Origin of the sequence: Streptomyces sp. KM273126, from assembly GCF_004337435.2 — a bacterium.
In the GTDB taxonomy this organism is placed as follows: Bacteria; Actinomycetota; Actinomycetes; order Streptomycetales; family Streptomycetaceae; genus Streptomyces; species Streptomyces acidicola.
The window spans coordinates 6,921,858-6,939,471 of the sequence record NZ_SJXB02000001.1 but is presented as its reverse complement, the minus strand read 5'-3'; the positions used below and the strand labels follow the sequence as shown (position 1 = coordinate 6,939,471).

Genomic DNA, 17,614 nt, shown 5'->3' with positions numbered 1-17,614 from the left:
CGGAGCGGGAAGGTGCCCTGTTTGCAGCGGCGGCGCTGGGCGCCGATCGCGCGTCACCCCGTACGATCACTCACGATAACCACGAGCCCTCGCCAACCCCGGAATACCCGACTTCGGTGCGGGGGACGGTCAGGACTGCGTCGGCCAGATGGCCTGTCGCATCTGCTCCTCGGTCATCGCCTCGGTCCGCTTTGCAGGGCTGGTCTGGAGGCCGAACGCGGTGAGCAGCACCTTGGCGTAGCGGCGCCAGTTGCCGGGGGCGATCTGCTCGGTGTGGTCGGAAAGACGGTCCCAAGCATGTAGAGGAGGTTGTACGCGTCGGAGCTGGTGAAGTCCGCGCGCACGGCCCCGGCCGCCACCGACCGGTCCACGAGTCCGTCCACGCGGCGGCCGAGCTCGTCCGCCCTCTCCCTGATCTCCGGCTGGTCGAGGCTCGCATGCTCGAGGATCACCTCGAGCGCCGGTCCTCGGCCCGCCGTGCGGCCGCCGCCAGCAGGTAGTGCCACAGCGCCCGGCCGGGATCCTCCTGCTGCGCCGCGTCCGCCCCGAGCGCCGGAAGGGAGTGGACCGCTCGCCGTAGGGGCCGGCGGCCTTCCGGCTGCACCGCGCGAAGGGGCGTCCCGCGCCCGCTGAACGGTGTCGTCAGACGATGGTGAGTCAAGTGGGCAGCGCATCACCGCTGTTCAGGAGGCCAAGCCTTGGACCTTGCGGGGACGGTGGTTGAGCTCGTGGGCGATGTCGTCGAGGTCGGCCCGGCTGAACGTGCGGAGGCCCGCGCCTTTGGGATCTTCCACGGCCGCGCCGGGCAGCTCAACCAGCACTACCAGGACGGCATGGAGGACCGGATCGGCGCGCTCGGCCTGGTGCTGAACGCGCTGGTGTTGTTCAACACCCACTGCATGGACACCGCCGTATCCCAGTTCCGCGAGGACGGCTTCGACGTCCGCGACGAGGACGTCGCCCGCCTCTTCCCGTTCGTCCGCCACCACATCAACATGCTCGGCCAGTACTCCTTCCAGCTCCCCGACCTGCCCGGCGCAATGCGGCCCCTGCGCGACAAGAGCGCACCCGAAGACAAGTAAGGCGGCCCGCTGCCTACTGAGCTGGGGCCCGAGTGCTGTGGGTCAATGCGCCAGAGTGCGGGTCAGGGTTCGATACGAAGGCCCTCGATGAGGCCGTTACTGAGGGTGAAGCGGTAGTGCAGGTCCACGACCCCACCCGGGAAGTTGCCCTCCAGGTGGTGGGTGGCGACGTAGCGGTCCGTGTCGATTCTCTGCGCGCCGGTGAGTTCGATCGTGTACGTGTATTCGCTGGCGGAGTGGGTCAGCCAGGTCTCGATCGTCAGGGCTCCCCGGTGGGTCTTGCCGTCGTCGGTCACGGTGGCGTCCGGGTGGAAGGCGCTGAGTGCCGTGGCGGTGTCATGGGCGCGGTGGGAGTTCAGGAAGCGGGTGATCACCTCGGGCAGAGCTTCGGGAGCGATGTTCTGGGGCTGGTCGGTGTGCATGGCGGTTCCTGAGGGTGGAGGGTTCACACGGTGGGGATGGTGCCGCCGTCGATGACGTGTTCGGCGCCGACGATGGCGGAGGCGCGGTCGGAGGCGAGGAAGGCGACGAGTTCGGCGACTTCTTCGGGGCGGTTGGGGCGGCCCAGCGGGATACCGCCGAGCGAGTCCATGAGCTGTTTCAGTGCCGCTTCGTGGGTGGTGCCGGAGGTCTCGGCGATTCGGGCGACGAGGTGGTCGGCAGCGGTGGTCTGGACGAAGCCGGGAGCGACGGTGTTGACGCGGACGCCGTGTGGGGCAACCTCGTTGGCCAGGCCCTTGCTGTAGGTGGTCAGCGCGGCTTTGGCGGCGGCGTAGGCGAGGGTGCCGTTCCACAGCGGCATGCGGCGCTGGATTGAGGAGACGTGGATGATGACGCCACGTCCGGACTTGATCATGGCGGGGAGCAGGCCGCGGTCCAGGCGGACTGCGGCGAGGAGGTTGACGTTGAGTTCTCTGGCCCAGTCGTCCTCGTCGAGGACCGCGTATCCGCCTGAGGGGGCTTCCGAGCCGCCCAGGTTGTCGACAAGGATGTCGACGCCGTCGAGGCGGCGGAGGGCTTCGTCGACCACGGTGGCGGCCCCCTCAGGGGTGGCCAGGTCCGCGGTGATGATGTCCGAGGCTGCTACGTCGTCGGGTCGGCTGCGCGCGGTGACCAGCACGGTGGCGCCGGCCTGGGCCAGGCGTCGGGCGACGGCCGCACCGACGCCTTTCGTGCCGCCGGTGACCAGGGCGCGTCGGCCCTTCAGGGAGTCGTTGGTTTCGCTGATGGGGGTGGCCATGGCGAGTTCCGTTCCCGGGTGCGGGCAGGAGGGGCACCACACCCGCCGTTACTGCTAAAATAGAAGCTAGTAACTTCGACTTTAGCAGCAACTCCCCGGAGGTGGTCAACCTTGGCAAGCCGCATCAGGGCGGAAGACCTCGAATGCCCGCTGTCCACGACCGTGCAGCACGTCGGCGAATGGTGGACGCTGCTAATCCTCCACGACGCTTTCGACGGCTACACCCGCTTCGACCAGTTCCAGGAGAACCTCAGCATCTCCACCAGCATGCTCACCGCACGCCTCAAGACGCTGGTCGCAGACGGCCTGCTGGAGCGCCGCCCCTACCAGACCAACCCCGTCCGCAACGAGTACGTCCTGACCGACCTGGGCCGCTCCCTGCGCCCCGTCATCATTACTCTGGCGGCCTGGGGCAACTCGCGCCTCACCTCTGAGCAGCGCAGCATGATCCTGATCGACTCCGGAAGCGGCGAAGAAGTCGAACCTGTGGTTGTCGATGCCCAGACTGGCCGCCGCCTCGACGACAGCCATGCATACGTGTTCACCGCCGGCCCCGCCGCCAGCCCCGCCATGCGGGCCCGCTACGCCCGCACCAGGGCGACCACAGCTGATGCCGCCCGCACCGCCTGACGCTCATCTCGCCAACAGGCGTTGGAGAACATCCTGCGCGGGTGGAGCCGTTGCCCGGCTGCCGGTTCCGAAGCAGACCGGCAGAACCGGCCCACGGAGAAGTAGTTGAATAAGGGAGGCGCCGCCACATCGGGGCCTCCCTTGCTCATGCAGACACACAAACGCACAGACCAGGCTTTCGGCTCATCCTCAGTTCGCCACACCAAGGACGTGACCCGGCGCCCCGTCAGCCCCGCTTCTCCCTCACCACCCTCACCCCCAGTTCCGGCCGTGGGGACCATCGGTAAAGCCAATACCTTGGAGTGAAAGGCCGAGCGGAGTGTGAAGCCGCTCCTCAACGTCATCACCGCTTGGGGTCCTCGTGGGCCCGCCATTCCCGGCGGACCTATTCGCGTACAGCGTCACGCTCCGCCTCCGTACAGCCCTCCCGAAGCAGCGGCCGTATGCCGACGGTCCGGCTCGTGCCGTGACGCCGGTCGTGCTCCGCCAGACGGGCGGCGAACGCCGTTCGGAAGTCACCGGCCGCCTGCCCGCGCCGGGGGCAGGCGGCCCTGCTCGGATGCCTGCAGCAGAGGCGTTGTCAGTGGTGGCGTGCAGGATGACCGGTATGACAACAGCTGCTGCAGTGATCGTGGATGCCGACTCCTACGCGCAGGCGGTCGAGGACGCGGTGAAGGCGTCGGCCGCCACTACGCGGGCGGAACGTCGGCGCTGGACGACGACGCCTATGACCGGCTGGTGCGCGGCATCGCGGCGTGGGAGGGCGAGCATCCCGACCAGGTGCTGCCGCACTCCCTCACCGGGAAGGTCGCCGGTGGTGCCGTGGAGGGCGATGTCCCGCACACGGTGGCGATGCTGAGCCTGGACAACGTGTTCTCGCCGGAGGATTCACCGCGTGGACCGCGTCGCTGGCCCGGCGGATCGGCCACGAGGTGGAGCGGTTCAGTGTCGAGCCGAAGCTGGATGGCCTGGCGATAGCGGCCCGCTACACCCGCGGCCGCCTGATCCGGTTGATCACGCGCGGCGACGGGACGGCCGGGGAGGACGTCACGCACGCCATCGGCACGATCGAGGTCTGCCGCAGGAGCTGGCGGAGCCGGTCACCGTGGAGGTGCGCGGTGAAGTCCTGATGACCACCGCCCAGTTCGAGCACGCCAACGTACGTACCGCGCACGGAGGGCAGCCGTTCGCCAACCCGCGCAACGTCGCGGCGGGCACCCTGCGGGCAAAGGACCGCGCCTACACCGTGCCGATGACGTTCTTCGGCTACGGCATGCTGCCGCTCCCGGACACCGAGTCCGTCCTGGCCGAGCGGCTGGGCGAACTTGCCCACAGCGACCTCATGGCGCAGGTCGCCGCGTACGGGGTGAACACCACCGCCACGACCGCCGTGGCCGGCATCACTGCCGATACGGCCGAGCAGGTCCTGGCGCGGGTGAAGGAGATCGCCGCGCTGCGGGCCGAATTGCCGTTCGGGATCGACGGGATCGTTATCAAGGCCGACCTGGCCGCCGACCAGCAGGCCGCCGGATCGGGATCGCGCGCGCCGCGCTGGGCGATCGCCTACAAGCTGCCGGTTCTGCCGCAAATTCAGAGCTGATGCGCTCCGTCGAGCTCACCATGATGACCCAGGTCAGGAGGGCATCAGCTCCGCAGGTGGCAGCAACAGTCCTGTTGCACTTCTCGGGCAGTGGGGGCAATCCACGAAATGCTGATGGCGCTCGTTGAAAGCGGTTCTGGCTGCAGTTCCGGATGCTGTTGGTGATCTCTCACTAAGGCTTGTCCCGCAACGCTGAGCCCGGATCCACCGGCTTGATGCCCGTGGATGGCTCACCCAGAAACGAAGAAGTGCCTTGCGGCCTGCGATGATGGGGTTTCTCTAGGACCGCATCAGGCACGATCGGCAAGGCACTTCCGAGATGCAATCTTCCCATGCCGCGGCGGCGGTCTCATTCGCGTTCGATGATCCGAACCTTATGGTGTACGGCGGCCTGGAGCCGGTGGTGCGGCTGGCCGAGCGGTGCGGTCTGCCCGCGCTGGTCGGGGAGACGGACCCTAGTACGGCTGATGGGGTTGGACTATCCGTTGTGTGCTTCGAGCTCGGTCGCCAGCGTCTGTTGGGTGGCCGCCCACGACGCCAGGAGCGCCAAATTGTCAGCGGTCGGCGTGCCCGCGGGTGCGGTGTAGACGTTGAGGTGCAGGCCGGGTTCGGCGGGCAGTTCCAGGGACTCGACGTCCAAGTCGAGCCGGCCCACGATCGGATGGTGCACCCGCTTGCGTCCGGACCGGTGCAGCCGCACGTCCTGAGATGCCCACCGCTGCCGGAATAGCTCACTGCACGTTGACAGTTCGCCGACCAGGGCGATCAGCTCCTCGTCGTGCGGATTGCGGCCGGCTTCCATGCGTAGCTTCGCGGCCGCGTCACCGGCAACTTGGTCGTAGTCGACAAAGAAATCTCTGGCTGCCGCGGAGTTTAGATAGACGAACCGCGCTGTGTTCGCTGGCCGTCGCGGGGCGGCCAGCACCGGTGAAAACAGCGCGCGGGCGAGTTGATTCATGGCGAGCACGTCATAACGGCCGTTACAGATCCAGGCCGGCGCATCGGAGATCGCGTCGAGCACCTGTTGCAGTGTCGAGCGCACCGTCACGGCAGGCCTACGCCGACGTGGGCCGCTGGGCGCCCTGGATTGGCGCGCGAGGTGGAACAGGTGGTCGCGCTCGGCCTCGTCGAGTTGCAAGGCAGAGGCCAACGCGTCGAGCACGCCGTCGGAGGCACCGCCGAGGCTGCCGCGCTCCATGCGCACGTAGTAGTCGACTGACACCCCCGCCAGTAGCGCTACCTCCTCGCGGCGCAGACCTTTGACCCGACGGTTGCCGCCGTATGCGGGCAGGCCCGCCTGCTCGGGTGCGATGCGGGCGCGACGCGAGCTGAGAAACTCCCGGATCTCGGTGCGTAGATCCATCGTGGCCATCCCCTCACCGTATGCCCGTTCCGCAGTCTAAGGGGTACCCGTTGCGGTCGTCGCGATGCCGCCGTCTACCGGGATAATGGTGCCCGTGAGGTAGGACCCGGCCCGGCTGGCGAGGAACACGGCGATACCCGCCATGTCGTCGTCGCGGCCGAGCCGGCGCAGAGGGGCCGCCGCCGCGATCGTGTCGCCGATGGCATCGAGCGTGGACGCCATCATCTGTGACGGGAACACTCCCGGTGCTACCGCGTTCACCGTGACGTGCTGTGGGCCCAGCTCTCTGGCAAGCACTCGGGTGAGTTGATGGAGTGCCGCTTTGCTGCTGGCGTACGAGTAGTTGGGCGACTGGGCGACGTGGATGGCGGCGATACTGCCGATGTTGATGATCCGCGCGGGATCATCGGCGGTGCCCGCCCTGCGAAGTTCGGGAAGCAGCGCCTGCACCAGCCAGAACGGCGACTTGAGGTTGAGGTCGATCACTGCGTCCCATGCCTCGTCCGGGAACGTCGCCAGCGGCTCGCGCCACATCGCTCCCGCGTTGTTGACAAGGATGTCCAGGCGTTCCGAGTCGACCTTGACAAGATCAGCGAGGCGCTGACACTCGTCGCGCCTGGACAGGTCGGCGGGAATTGCTTGAACGTCGCCGAATTCGGACAGTAGATGCTGTGCCTCCGCGCACGCGTCTGCCTTGCGTGAGCTGATGACAACGCGGGCGCCCGCCTGGAGAAGGCCGCGCGCTATCATCATCCCAATGCCCTTGGTGCCGCCAGTGACAAGGGCATACTTCCCACTCAGATCGAAAAGTTCTGTACGAGTGGTGAATTGGGCGTCCGCCATTGATCTCCGTCCCTTCTGCCGTGGAACAATGCGCCGACACGGTCGCGCATTCGGGGCAGCTGAATTGAACTGATGAGGGTAAAGCCGCAGTGCGTGTCCATGAAGTGTTGTCGGCACTTTCGACTCAACCAGGTTGACAGGCGTTTGGGACGTCTGGGAGACCCGGGTGATACAGGTACTGTCAGAACCCCCTTGCCTGGTGCGCTGAGTCCGGATCACCCGGCTTGATGCCGGTGGATGGTTCTTCCAGAAACGAAGAAGTGCCTTGCGACCTGCGATGATGGGGTCTCTCTAGGACCACATCAGGCACGATCGGCAAGGCACTTCCGAGATGCAATCCTCCCATGCCGCGGCGGCGGTCTCATCCGCGTTCGATGATCCGAACCTGATCGCGTACGGCGGCCTGGAGCCGGTGGTGCGGCTGGCCGAGCGGTGCGGTCTGCCCGCGCTGGTCGGGGAGCACGTCCGGCTGCCCGCCTCGAAGGACGGCACCGGCGCCTTCCCTGCGGCGAAGCTGATGTCGCTGGTGGGCGGCATGGCCGCGGGCGCCGACAGCATCGACGACATGGACCGGCTGCAGCATGGTGCGATGGGCCGCCTGTTCTCCGGAGTGCGGGCCCCGTCCACGCTGGGGTCGTTCCTGCGCTCCTTCACCCACGGGCATATGAAGCAACTGGACGCCGTGGCCCGCCGGTTCCTGCCCGAACTGGCCGGTCACACCCCGCTGCTGCCCGGCGCGGACCAGGCAGCATACGTGGACATCGACGACACCATCCGCCGCACCCACGGCTACGCCAAACAGGGCGCTGGCTACGGATACAGCAAGGTCAAGGGTCTGAATGCGCTGCTCGGCGTCGTCTCCACGCCCCTGTCCGCCCCGTGATCGCCGCCACCAGGCTGCGCAAGGGACCCTCGAACTCCGCGCGCGGGGCGGCAGCGTTCGTCGCTGAGACCATTCGCACCGCACGCGCCTGCGGCGCCAGCGGCCTGCTGGTGCTGCGGGCGGACTCCGCGTTCTACGGCGCCGACGTCATCAACGCCTGCCGGGCCCTGGGTGCCCGCTTCTCCATCACCATGCGGATGAACGCCTCCGTCAAGGCCACCATCGCCCGCATCGACGAGGACGCCTGAATACCGATCAAATATCCCCAAGCGATCTGGGACGAGGAGGGCCAGTGCTGGATCTCCGACGCCGAGATAGCCGAGATCCTCTACACCGCTTTCACTCCCAAGCCGAAGAAACAGCAAGTCACCGCCCGACTGATCGTGCGCCGCGTCAAGCGCCTGAGCGCCGGCACCGTCCCCGCCGGGCAGGGCACGCTCTTCGACACCTGGCGCTACCACGCCGCGTTCACCGACGCCCCGCTCGCCGTGAGGGATGCCGAGCGTGATCACCGCCGGCACGCTGTCGTCGAGCAGGTGATCGCCGATGTCAAGAACAGCGGCTTCGCCCACGCGCCGTCCGGTCATTTCCAGGCCAATGCCGCGTGGCTCGCCCTGGCGGCCCTGGCGCACAACCTGACCCGCGCCGCCGACGCCCTGGCCTCCGCGTTCCATGCCAGGGCGACCACCGCCACCATCCGTGACCGCCTGATCAACGTGCCCGCCCGCCTGGCCCGCTCTGCCCGCCGCCTCACCCTGCACCTGCCCGAACGCTGGCCCTGGAGTGCGGACTTCACCCAGCTGTTCAGCATGGTGCATGCATCGCCGGCCCCCTGACGCCCCCCGACCGACCTGCCCGAAAGGGCCCGAGACCTGTGGACAGAGTGGAAGAGCTGGGCAGACCAGCGGCCACCCCATGCCCGAATCCGTAACTCAGCCCCAACACGGCCTGCACGACCCCGAAACCATTAACCGGGAATCAAGCCGGTGGATCCGGGCTGAGGTGGGCGGCTGATGCGTCGAATGGCAGAGCTTCGGCGTAGTCTGCGGGCGTCCGTTTCGTGACCACTTGCGGTGAAGGGAGCGCGAGCGGACGGTTCCTGTTTCATGTCCATTGCGCGTCGGTGGCCTGCGTCTCCGCGCACCGTCGGGCGGAGCCAGCCGACGGTGCCGGGGGATGACCCCTGCGTGGCTGAAAAGACAGGTGCAGATGCGGACGACGCTCGTGCATGGGATGAGCGGCTGGGCTGGGCGTTCGGGCTGATAGCAGATGATCCGGCTGCGAGGAGTGCGGCACGCGCTGGCCGTCGTCCTCGACCTGACCGCGTGCGCGGTGGCGGACCGACAGCGCACCCCGCGCTATGGCGACCTGGCGCAACCTCGCGGTCGGCGCCCTGCGACTGAACGGCGCGAAGAACATCGCCTCCGGCCGTCGCCGCAATGCGCGTGACGCCCGCCGACCCCTCACGCTCCTCGGCCTCGCCTGAGCACGAAGTGGACGTTACTCAACTACGCCGAAGCTCTGAGGGCTGTCGCAGAATAACTTCCGGCTTTGATCTTGGTCAGGCGGGCCGTCTCGCGAGGTCATCGAGTGGAACGGCGCTTCGGCGTTCGTGAGTTATTTTCCGACGGCTCCCTGGGCCGCTCAGGGGTCGACCGGGTCCGGCGCATGCGTTCTCGGCGTTCTCTCAGGCCGAGACCGAGAGGTAACGCCGCCTCAGATGGTCGGGGTGTCGTCAACAATCGGCCTGTGAATCTCAACGACCGGCTTCCACCCCGCGGAGAACTCGATGAAGTCCGCACGGGTGGGGTAGGTGTCGATCGCGCGACGGTCACGCTTGGGGCTGTCGCTCCCCTTGCGCCCCCGGGGAATCTGCTCCTCGAAGATGTCGACCTTCACGTCGGGTACCTCCTTGAGGCCCTGGCGCCAGATCTGCACGATGTCGGCGCCGAACGCCTGCCGGGCCGCAGCGTAAAGGGCCGTGAGGGCCCCCTTGTCCCCACCAGGGATAAAAAGTGCCAGGTCCAGCACGACACCGGCGGACTGGAGGACCTCGATGATCACCGAGCCGTTCTCGTCGGCCAAGTAGATTCCAGCTTCATTCTCGTCGTCAGGAAGGCAGGAGACCTCTTCCTGGAATACGGTTCTCGCCGTTATCGAGCCGCCCTCGAAATACTCACCGGACTTGGTCAGAAAAGCAGGGACATAGCAGTCGGGAAGCTTGAGTTCTGCCGTGTCGGCGGAAACGAAGAGCCTGTCCGTCATGCCGAGCTTCGTCACCTCTTCCAGCGAGAGGCGGCGAGCAGCGATCTTCTCCGTGTTCACGATTTCCCTTTCAGGTTGCACTGTCCCTCCGAATAAGGACGCTACCACGAAACCCTGAGGTCAACTGCCCAGTAATCTTTGGGTAAATGGTCTCCGGTGACCTGCACGGGAGGATACCGAAGCGAGTGCCACTCGGTCGGGAACGCGCATCCGCCAGGTAGTGTCCCTCGTCATGGCGTTGGGGATCAACTGGCGGTTGCATTTTGGTGCGTTGGGTAGCACGGAGGAACTAAAAGAGAGTTTACGGTAGATATCACCCATATCGCCTTCGGGGAGGTGCGGCGAGGTAAGGCGATCCATTCGTCGTGCATCTCGAAGAGCGCAGCGGAAACCAACCGGACGGTCCGACAACGCAACAACGGAGACCCCCACCGGCAACATCTGGATGGAGCGCGAACCGGAAGTCGCGTACTACCGCGCCCTCCTCGGTCAGGACTTCGGCGTAGTCGGCTGACGCCCAGGCTGCTGACGTCTCGTCATATTGGGCGGGCAGCCATACGCCTTCGGCGGGAAACAGAGAGGGGACGGTTCCGACGTGTCCGCAGAGCGACACTGTGGCATGGACGGGAACCGCGGCCGCGGGGGCCGGTGTTCTGCCGCTCGGGACGTGAGCGCCGGGTCGGACCGCCTGAACTGTCAGACCCGAGGTCTATGTTGACCCCCATGACTAATGACTTGATCGGGCGGCTCAAGCCTTTTCGTGAGGAAGCGCTGCGGCGTGGCATACCTCCCGAGGACGTCGAGCGGTGGATCGCCATGGCCCGCCCGTCCGGGACGCTCACCGCACACGGGACCGGACCGTTCGTCGGCCGGTTCGGCGGCCCACTGATGCTGCCCGCCGACGTTCCCGACCCCGCGTACCCTTTGCTCGCCACCCTCGACTGCGCCGCTCTGCCGGAGGAGTTAACGGGTGTTCCGCTCCCTGTCGACGGCCGTCTGCTGCTCTTCGGATTCCCCGAGATGGCGTACTTCAGCGGTAACGACAGCGCCGGGAGCGTTCTGTACGTCCCCGCCGGGATGCCCGTCGAGAAGCGGGGGTCGAAGTTCTTCCCCGAGCATGGCGACGAGGAGGAGGTCGAGGTCGAGGTCGACGAGGAGATACTCGACATCTGCGAGCAGTACCCCCAGGATGAACTGCGTCTGTCGGCCGACATCTCCCTGCCCTACCACTTCATTGGCCCGTCACCGGAACCCGACCTGAAGATCGCTGAGTTCCCCGGCCACCCCCGCGCCTGGGATCTGGCCCAAGCCTGGTCCGACACGTGCGAGGACATCATCGTCGATGGCGCCCTGCGCATCGGTGGGTACGCCTCCCACGAGAGCACCGAGACGGATCCGATCGCAGCCGCCGCTGAGGAGGCGATTCTGCTGCGGCAGCAAGCCGCGCGCTCAGGCGAACCCTTCGACTCCGAAGAACTGCCCGCCCCCGAGAACTGGGTGCTGCTCGCGCAGTGGGACGTCGATCTCCAAGGTCGTGAGGGCGCCACGCTCCACTGGGTGATCCCGCACCAGGATCTCGCCGAGCGGCGCTTCGACCGCGTCCATGTCTCGTTCTTCTGGAACCCCTGAGCGGCCCGCCTCAACATGTCGCTCCCCGGGCGGCAGCCGGCCCGCCCTCCAACAAGCCGAGGACATTTCGGGCGAACAGTCCGCACCGCTCAGCAAACGAAACTCGATGACAAATCGAAGTCACCTGAAAGGCTGTCAGAAATCTATTGCTGAGCTGGCTGGATTCGTTTTTACTCAGCTGGGTATAGATGAAACCCGGCTATGGCCCCCGGAGCGGGAATCACGTGTTCACCCGAGTTACCGGCCAGTTTCTCGCAGATGGCTCGTCGGTGGTTGGGACAGAACCAAGTGCCCGGCCTGATCAGGCCTGCCAACAGGTCTGATCAGGCCTGTTGGCAGGCGGGAACCGCCGAGAGGCCGCCGCGGCATTCAGCCAACGCACTCTGCCAGGTGCCGCCCACTTATCAACGCGCGTTGATTCCTCAGTAACCTCAAAAAAAGCTCAGGGATCCCCCGAGTAACCTGTAATGGCGGTGTGCGGCTCGCTAATCTCCGATTCGAAGGAAGAGCAGGTCACCGGTTGTCATCAGACGAGAGGTGCGCATGCGAAACCGTCCGCGGCTCGCCGACAGACCCCCCACCGCCCCCACCAGGTGCGTGCCGCGACCCCCAGGGTCGCCCATGACCTCCACCCCCGCTTTCGTCCCCGCTCAACTCGTCGGCCGACAGGCCGTGCTCGACACCCTCGATGGGTTCGTGCGACGGCTGGAGGACGGTGTCTCGGACATCGCTGTCGTCACCGGTCCCGTGGGCTCCGGCCGCAGCGCCGTCCTCGAATGGGCCGTCGACCGGGCCCGCGCCTCAGGTCTCGCCGTCGGTGTCGCCCGCTGTTCACCCCGCGAGTCCCAGCTCCCGTACGGCGCCATCACCCAGCTGCTGGGCACGTTGTGCCGGCCCTCCCGGATCGGTGCCCTCGCCTCCGGCATCGGCCCCACCAGCAGACCCACGGACGCCGTGGCCCGCATGTGCGACACGCTCCTGACGCTGTCGGCCGGCAGACCGGTGCTACTGGCCGTGGACGACCTCCATCTCGCGGACGCCCACTCCCTGCGCCGGCTGGTCGACCTGATCCACCGCGCCCGGCAGGGCGCCGTCCTCGCCGTCGTCACCTCCCCCGTACCGGTCCGTCAGGTCCTGGACGCGGCGGGAGCCCAGCCCGCGGCGCCCTGCCCGGTGCACACCCTGCGCCTCGACGCCCTCACCACCGCCGAGGCGTGCCGCGTGGTCGAGGCCCGCGTCAGCCACCCCATGCAGTGGTCCGTACTCACGGCGGCCGGGGTCGCCGGCTGGTCCCCCGCCGTCCTGCACGCCGTCGCCGACCGGATCACCACGCTCGGGCGCCCCCTGGACACCGAGGCCGTACCGCAGCTCATCGCCGCCGCCCGCACCGCCTGGTCCACCCGCGCCCTCACCACCCTGCACGGCCTGCCCAAGAACGCCGTGGCCCTGCTGCGCGCCACGGCCGTCGGCGGGGACCAGTTGGAGCCATCCCGGCTCGCGGCCCTCGCCGGCCTCGACGCCACCGCCTTCGCCGACGCGGTGGACGCCCTGCGGGCCTGCGGGCTGCTCGCCGACACCGACATCCCCCGGCTGCGGCACCCCTGGTTCGCCGATGACGTCCTGGCGGGCATGACCGGGTCCGAGCTCGACCGGCTGCACCGTCGCGCCGCGTCGCCGCACGGCCAGGAGGCCCTGCGCGTCGGCACCGTCGCCGAACTGCTCGGCGACGTCACCTCGCTCGTGCGCTCGTGGACGGCCTCTGGCCTCGCCTCCTTCGCGCGCCCGCGGCACGCGGCCGACCTCACGACCGCGTCGCTGCGGCACTCGCCGTGCGAGCTGGTGACCGAGGCCGAGCGGGCCCGGCGTCTGATCCGCCTGGCCGCCGCCGAGGCCGTCACCGCCCCGCAGGCCGCGGACGGCCGGCTGCGCCAGGTGATGCTGCGCCACCTCAGCCGCGAGACCTGGCCGGACGTGCTCAACGCCGCCGACCTGCTGCTCAGCCGCGGCGACGCCGAGACCGCGCGCTGGGTGATCGCCGACGTGCACCAGCGGGCTCTGACCAAGATCCCCGACGAGGAGTTACGTCCGCTGCGCGCCCTCGGTCGGCTCGCTCACAAGGAGAAGGGCGGCCTACCGCTCGTGGCCCCGCCCCCCATCCACTCCGACCGGCCCGGGCACCCCGCCCAGTCCGCCGTGCTCGCCTGGACCCTCGCCACCCGCGGCGACGACCGGGCCCAGGTCCTCGAACTCGCCCGCACGGCGCTCGACGAGCCCGGATCCGTGCCGTTCATGTGCCGCATAGCCGCGGCCCGGGCCCAGCTGTGCGCGGACGACGTGCCCGCCGGCCTCGATCGCCTGGACGCCGTCGCCGCGGACGCCCGCCGCTCCGACGCCCTCGCGGCGGCCGCCCAGGCCCTGCTCAGCCGTGCCGAGACACAGATACGCCTCGGCCGCGGCGAGGAGGCGCTGCACGAACTGACCGCCGCCACGCGGGCCCTCCCGCCCGCGTCGTGGCACAGCCTCCTCGCCCCCCGGCTCGCCGCCGCCGAGATCCTCGCGCTGATCCGCTGCGGCCGCGTGGACGAGGCCAGGCGCTCCTCGGAACGCGCCCGGAGCCGGCCCGAGGGCCACAGCGTCAGCACGGCGTTCCTGCTGTACGCCCGCGCCGAACTCGCCCTCATCGACCGGGACGCCGCCCGTGCCCTGCTGCTGCTCGAGGAGTGCGGCCGCATGCTGCGGGCCAAGCGCTGGCGCAACCCCATGCTCATACCGTGGCGCAGCGCCGCGGCCGTCGCCCACCATCACCTCGGCGCCCCCGCCACCGCGGACGACCTGCTCGTCAAGGAGCGCGATGTCGCCGAGTGCTGGGGGACGTTGAGCGCCTTCACGGCGTTGCGCGCCCGCACCCACGAGGCACTGGCGCGCAACGGCGTCGAGGTCCCCTGGGCAACCGCCGAAGCCGACCGGTCCGCCCAGCCCTCACAGTCCTCCCGGTCCGCCCAGGACAGCCTTACGGCGACGCCCGACGGAACCGCCCCGGAGCCGGACCCGCTCACGCCGTCCGAGCGCGACGTGGCCGCCCTCGTGCTGGCCGGTCTGGCCAACCGTGAGATCGCCCGCCAACTGGGCCTGGCCACCCGCACGGTCGAGCTGCGGCTGACGCACACCTACCGCAAGCTCGGCGCGAACGGGCGCGCCGCCCTCGTCGCCCATCTGAGAGCCCGGCAGGAGGGGGACTGATCCATGCTGCTGGAGCGCGAGGAGGAACTGGCCGTACTCAACGAGGCGGTCGCCGAGGCCCGGGCGGGCACCGGCGTCCTCGTCGTCGTCGAGGGCGGCACCGGCACCGGCACCACGGCCCTGCTGAACCGGCTGGCCGAGCGGGCTACGGCGACCGGCGCCCTGGTCCTTCGCTCCGGCGGCATCCCCGCCGAACGCAGCGTCCCCTTCGGTGTGCTGCGACGGCTCGTGCTCCCGCTGGTCGCCGAGCGTGACCTGCCCGCTCCCCTGCTCACCGCGGTGCCGCCCATCGCCGCCGACCCGGGCCACTCCGGGCCGGACGACGAGGCGGGCGCCGCCGTGCGCGCCGACACGCTCCACTGGCTGCACATCCTGTTCGCCGGCCTCAGTGCCGAGCGGACCGTGGTGCTCGCCGTCGACGACCTGGGCTGGGTCGACGACGACTCCCTGGAGGCGCTCGCCCATCTCGCCGCGCGCCTCGACGGCCTGCACATGCTGCTGGCCGTGGTCCGCAAGGACGGCCTCGGTACCCGCGACCCGCTCGTCGGCGAGATCTCCGCGGCCGCCACCCACCGCATCCGGGCCCGCGGCCTGTCCCGCCGGGGCGCGGCGGCGCTGGCGGCCCGGCACTTCGGGGACGGCTGCCCCGACGAGTTCCTCCGGACCTGTCACGACATCACCAGGGGCCGGCCCAAGGATCTGAGGGTGCTGTGCGACCGGGCCCGGCTCCGGCGGCTCGGCGCACCTCACTGGCACACGCAGCGCCTGCGCGGGCTGGGCGAGTCGTTGCACCGCGAGCGGCTGCTGTCGCTGCTGCGGCGCGAACCCGTCCTCGACGCCTTCCTCAAGGCCACCGCCGTGCTCGCCGACCACGCCACGGACGACCTCGTCGCCCGGCTCGCGGGTCTGACCCGGCAGCAGTGCGCGTACGCCCGTGAGGTCCTCACGCACGCGTGGCCGCCCGCGGTCGGCCAGGGCAAGGCCGCCCACACGCGCGCGGCCTGCGCCGTCGTCCTCCAGGCCATGGGGGACGAGGAGAGCTCCCGCCGCCATCGGCAGGCGTCCGCCGCTCTCGACGCGTGCGGCGCCGGTCCGGAGGAGGTCGCGGTGCCGCTGCTGCAGGTCGACCGGATCGGCGACCCGTGGGAGATCCACCAGTTGCGTGCCGCGGCCGCGGCCGCCCGCCGCCGGGGCGCGCCGGAGACGGCCGTGCGCTATCTCGGCCGTGCCCTCGTCGACGTACCCGCCACCAGCCATGTCCGCGCCGAGTTGCTCTACGAACTCGGGGTCACCGAGCTGGACCTCAAGTCTCCGGCGGCGGGCCGACACTTCGTGCAGGCCGCTCGGCTCATGCCTCGGCTCCGGCGCCGTGCCGAGGTCGTCTCCAGCACCCCGATGGACATCGTGCGCAGCGATCCCGAGGTCGCCGCCCTCGTCCGGGAGACCGCCGCCGGTCTCGGGACTCCGCGGGAGGGCGACCGGCAGGGCGGGTACCTCGCGATGCGGCTGGAGGCCCGGGCCCGGTACGCCGGGCTGGAGGACCCCGGCCTGGTGACCTCGGCGACGCGCCGGCTGCTCGACCTCGGCGAGCAGCGCTACGGCGCCTCGGCGGCCGAACGCGAACTGCGCACCGTCCTCGTGTTCTCGGCCGCCGTCGGCGGGCAGGCCGACCACCGCACGGTGGCCCGGATGGCCCGGCAGGTCCTGGAGGAGGAGCCGGCGCACAGCGCTCTGACCGGTCTGGCGCTCGAACTGCTGCCTGCGGTGCTCTACTGCACGGACAGCCCGCACTTCGCCGCGTCCTGGCTGGACGCGGCGCGCCTGCACGCCTCGCAGCGAGGCGACCGTACGACGCTGTCCCTGGTCGAGGCGGTGCACGGTCTCGCGCTGCTGGCGCGGGGCGAGGTCGGTGCGGCCCGGGAGTGCGGCGTGCGTGCCCTCGCGCTGACCGAGGGCGGGACGCCCGGGGACAGGGTGCACGTCACTCTTCTCCTGGGGAGCGTCGCGCTCGAAGTGGGCGACGCCGAACTCGCCGGGCGGCTCCTTGAGCCCGCCGAACCGCCTGCCGACCTGCGGATGTTCGCCCTGTTCGGGGCGCTGAACGGGATGCTCGCGGAGAACCGCGGGAATCTGCCTGTGGCGCTCGCTCACTACCTGGACTGCGGACGCGTCCTGGAACGCGCCGGGTGGGTGAATCCGGCGTTCGCGCACTGGCAGGTGCAGGTCGCCCTGAACCACCACCGCGCGGGCCGGACCGCCGAGGCCCTCGCTGTCGCCCGGTCCCATCACGAACGCGCCATGGCCTGGGGCGCGCCGACCACGCTGAGCCGGGCGCGGCGTCTGCTCGGCTTCGTCACCGAGGGCCCGCCGGGCATCGAGTTGCTGCGACAGGCCGTCGACCTCGTCGAAACGGAGGGCAGCCGGCTGGAGTTGGCCCACGCCCTCACCGAATTGGGCAGACGTCTGCAACGGGAATCCGTCCCGGACGGCGACCGGCTCTTCCGACGCGGCCGTCGACTGGCCGCCGAATTGGTCAACGCTCCGGCCGACACCGGGACCGGCACCGCCGCACGCTCGGCGCGGGCGCTCGCGGCCGGGCTCACCCCGGCCGAGACGAGAGTGGCGGAACGCGCGGCACGCGGTCTGAGCAATAGGGAGATCGCGGAGGAACTCGAAACGAGTCTACGGGCCGTGGAAAGACACCTGACGAGCTCCTACCGCAAATTCTGCATTACTGGCCGGGAACAACTGGCCCACGCGATGGGAACAAAAGAGACCCGATAGCCTGCCCAGGACTGCATTGATCCATGCCGCCGACCTGCGCGGAATTTTGTTCTTT

The 17,614-nt window shown here is 69.2% G+C and carries 10 protein-coding genes and 3 pseudogenes; 8 read left to right on the top strand and 5 right to left on the bottom strand.

Going from position 1 to position 17,614, the window contains the following annotated elements:
- Positions 1-776: 776 nt before the first annotated feature.
- Positions 777-1,082: pseudogene (locus E0500_RS29225) on the top strand (Tn3 family transposase); the annotation flags it as partial.
- Positions 1,083-1,144: 62 nt separating this feature from the next.
- Here the strand turns inward: E0500_RS29225 and E0500_RS29220 are convergent.
- Together E0500_RS29220 and E0500_RS29215 are read right to left on the bottom strand one after the other, a co-directional pair.
- A complete protein-coding gene (locus tag E0500_RS29220; RefSeq protein WP_131566242.1) occupies positions 1,145-1,504 on the bottom strand; it encodes a nuclear transport factor 2 family protein in 360 nt (119 codons plus the stop codon).
- Positions 1,505-1,527: 23 nt separating this feature from the next.
- Complete coding sequence (locus E0500_RS29215) at positions 1,528-2,322, bottom strand: SDR family oxidoreductase (RefSeq protein WP_181587186.1); 795 nt, start codon at positions 2,320-2,322, stop codon at positions 1,528-1,530.
- Between the two features lie 111 nt (positions 2,323-2,433).
- On the opposite strand from E0500_RS29215, the gene E0500_RS29210 reads away from it, so the two are divergent.
- Together E0500_RS29210 and E0500_RS29205 are read left to right on the top strand one after the other, a co-directional pair.
- Positions 2,434-2,952, top strand: a complete 519-nt coding sequence (locus E0500_RS29210; RefSeq protein WP_181587185.1) for a helix-turn-helix domain-containing protein — start codon at positions 2,434-2,436, stop codon at positions 2,950-2,952.
- A 607-nt stretch (positions 2,953-3,559) separates the two neighbouring features.
- A pseudogene (locus tag E0500_RS29205) lies at positions 3,560-4,543 on the top strand (NAD-dependent DNA ligase LigA); the annotation flags it as partial.
- 487 nt (positions 4,544-5,030) lie between these two features.
- Here the strand turns inward: E0500_RS29205 and E0500_RS29200 are convergent.
- Together E0500_RS29200 and E0500_RS29195 are read right to left on the bottom strand one after the other, a co-directional pair.
- Positions 5,031-5,924 carry a helix-turn-helix transcriptional regulator gene (locus E0500_RS29200; protein ID WP_131566239.1) on the bottom strand — a complete coding sequence of 298 codons (894 nt, stop codon included), beginning with the start codon at positions 5,922-5,924 and terminating at the stop codon, positions 5,031-5,033.
- Positions 5,925-5,951: 27 nt separating this feature from the next.
- On the bottom strand, positions 5,952-6,758 hold the full coding sequence (locus tag E0500_RS29195; protein WP_131566236.1) for an SDR family oxidoreductase: 807 nt from the start codon (positions 6,756-6,758) through the stop codon (positions 5,952-5,954).
- Between the two features lie 331 nt (positions 6,759-7,089).
- On the opposite strand from E0500_RS29195, the pseudogene E0500_RS29190 reads away from it, so the two are divergent.
- Positions 7,090-8,477, top strand: a pseudogene (locus tag E0500_RS29190) (IS1380 family transposase).
- Positions 8,478-9,001: 524 nt separating this feature from the next.
- Positions 9,002-9,127, top strand: a complete 126-nt coding sequence (locus tag E0500_RS44300; RefSeq protein WP_258572997.1) for a hypothetical protein — start codon at positions 9,002-9,004, stop codon at positions 9,125-9,127.
- A gap of 230 nt (positions 9,128-9,357) precedes the next feature.
- Here E0500_RS44300 and E0500_RS29185 read toward each other — a convergent pair whose 3' ends face one another.
- Positions 9,358-9,966 carry a hypothetical protein gene (locus E0500_RS29185; protein ID WP_131566230.1) on the bottom strand — a complete coding sequence of 203 codons (609 nt, stop codon included), beginning with the start codon at positions 9,964-9,966 and terminating at the stop codon, positions 9,358-9,360.
- 663 nt (positions 9,967-10,629) lie between these two features.
- On the opposite strand from E0500_RS29185, the gene E0500_RS29180 reads away from it, so the two are divergent.
- The 3 genes from E0500_RS29180 to E0500_RS29170 all read left to right on the top strand — a co-directional run bounded on the left by E0500_RS29180 (position 10,630) and on the right by E0500_RS29170 (position 17,559).
- Positions 10,630-11,535 (top strand): DUF1963 domain-containing protein, encoded by a 906-nt coding sequence (locus tag E0500_RS29180; RefSeq protein WP_165935083.1) that lies wholly within the window; start codon positions 10,630-10,632, stop codon positions 11,533-11,535.
- A 621-nt stretch (positions 11,536-12,156) separates the two neighbouring features.
- A complete protein-coding gene (locus E0500_RS29175) occupies positions 12,157-14,775 on the top strand; it encodes an AAA family ATPase (protein WP_181587184.1) in 2,619 nt (872 codons plus the stop codon).
- A gap of 3 nt (positions 14,776-14,778) precedes the next feature.
- Complete coding sequence (locus tag E0500_RS29170) at positions 14,779-17,559, top strand: AAA family ATPase (RefSeq protein ID WP_131569552.1); 2,781 nt, start codon at positions 14,779-14,781, stop codon at positions 17,557-17,559.
- Positions 17,560-17,614: the final 55 nt, after the last annotated feature.

Coding starts and splice junctions, on each gene's coding strand:
- E0500_RS29220 (WP_131566242.1), bottom strand. CDS start 1,504: ATGCACACCGACCAGCCCCAGAACATCGCTCCCGAAGCTCTGCCCGAG.
- E0500_RS29215 (WP_181587186.1), bottom strand. CDS start 2,322: ATGGCCACCCCCATCAGCGAAACCAACGACTCCCTGAAGGGCCGACGC.
- E0500_RS29200 (WP_131566239.1), bottom strand. CDS start 5,924: ATGGCCACGATGGATCTACGCACCGAGATCCGGGAGTTTCTCAGCTCG.
- E0500_RS29195 (WP_131566236.1), bottom strand. CDS start 6,758: ATGGCGGACGCCCAATTCACCACTCGTACAGAACTTTTCGATCTGAGT.
- E0500_RS44300 (WP_258572997.1), top strand. CDS start 9,002: ATGGCGACCTGGCGCAACCTCGCGGTCGGCGCCCTGCGACTGAACGGC.
- E0500_RS29180 (WP_165935083.1), top strand. CDS start 10,630: ATGACTAATGACTTGATCGGGCGGCTCAAGCCTTTTCGTGAGGAAGCG.
- E0500_RS29175 (WP_181587184.1), top strand. CDS start 12,157: ATGACCTCCACCCCCGCTTTCGTCCCCGCTCAACTCGTCGGCCGACAG.
- E0500_RS29170 (WP_131569552.1), top strand. CDS start 14,779: ATGCTGCTGGAGCGCGAGGAGGAACTGGCCGTACTCAACGAGGCGGTC.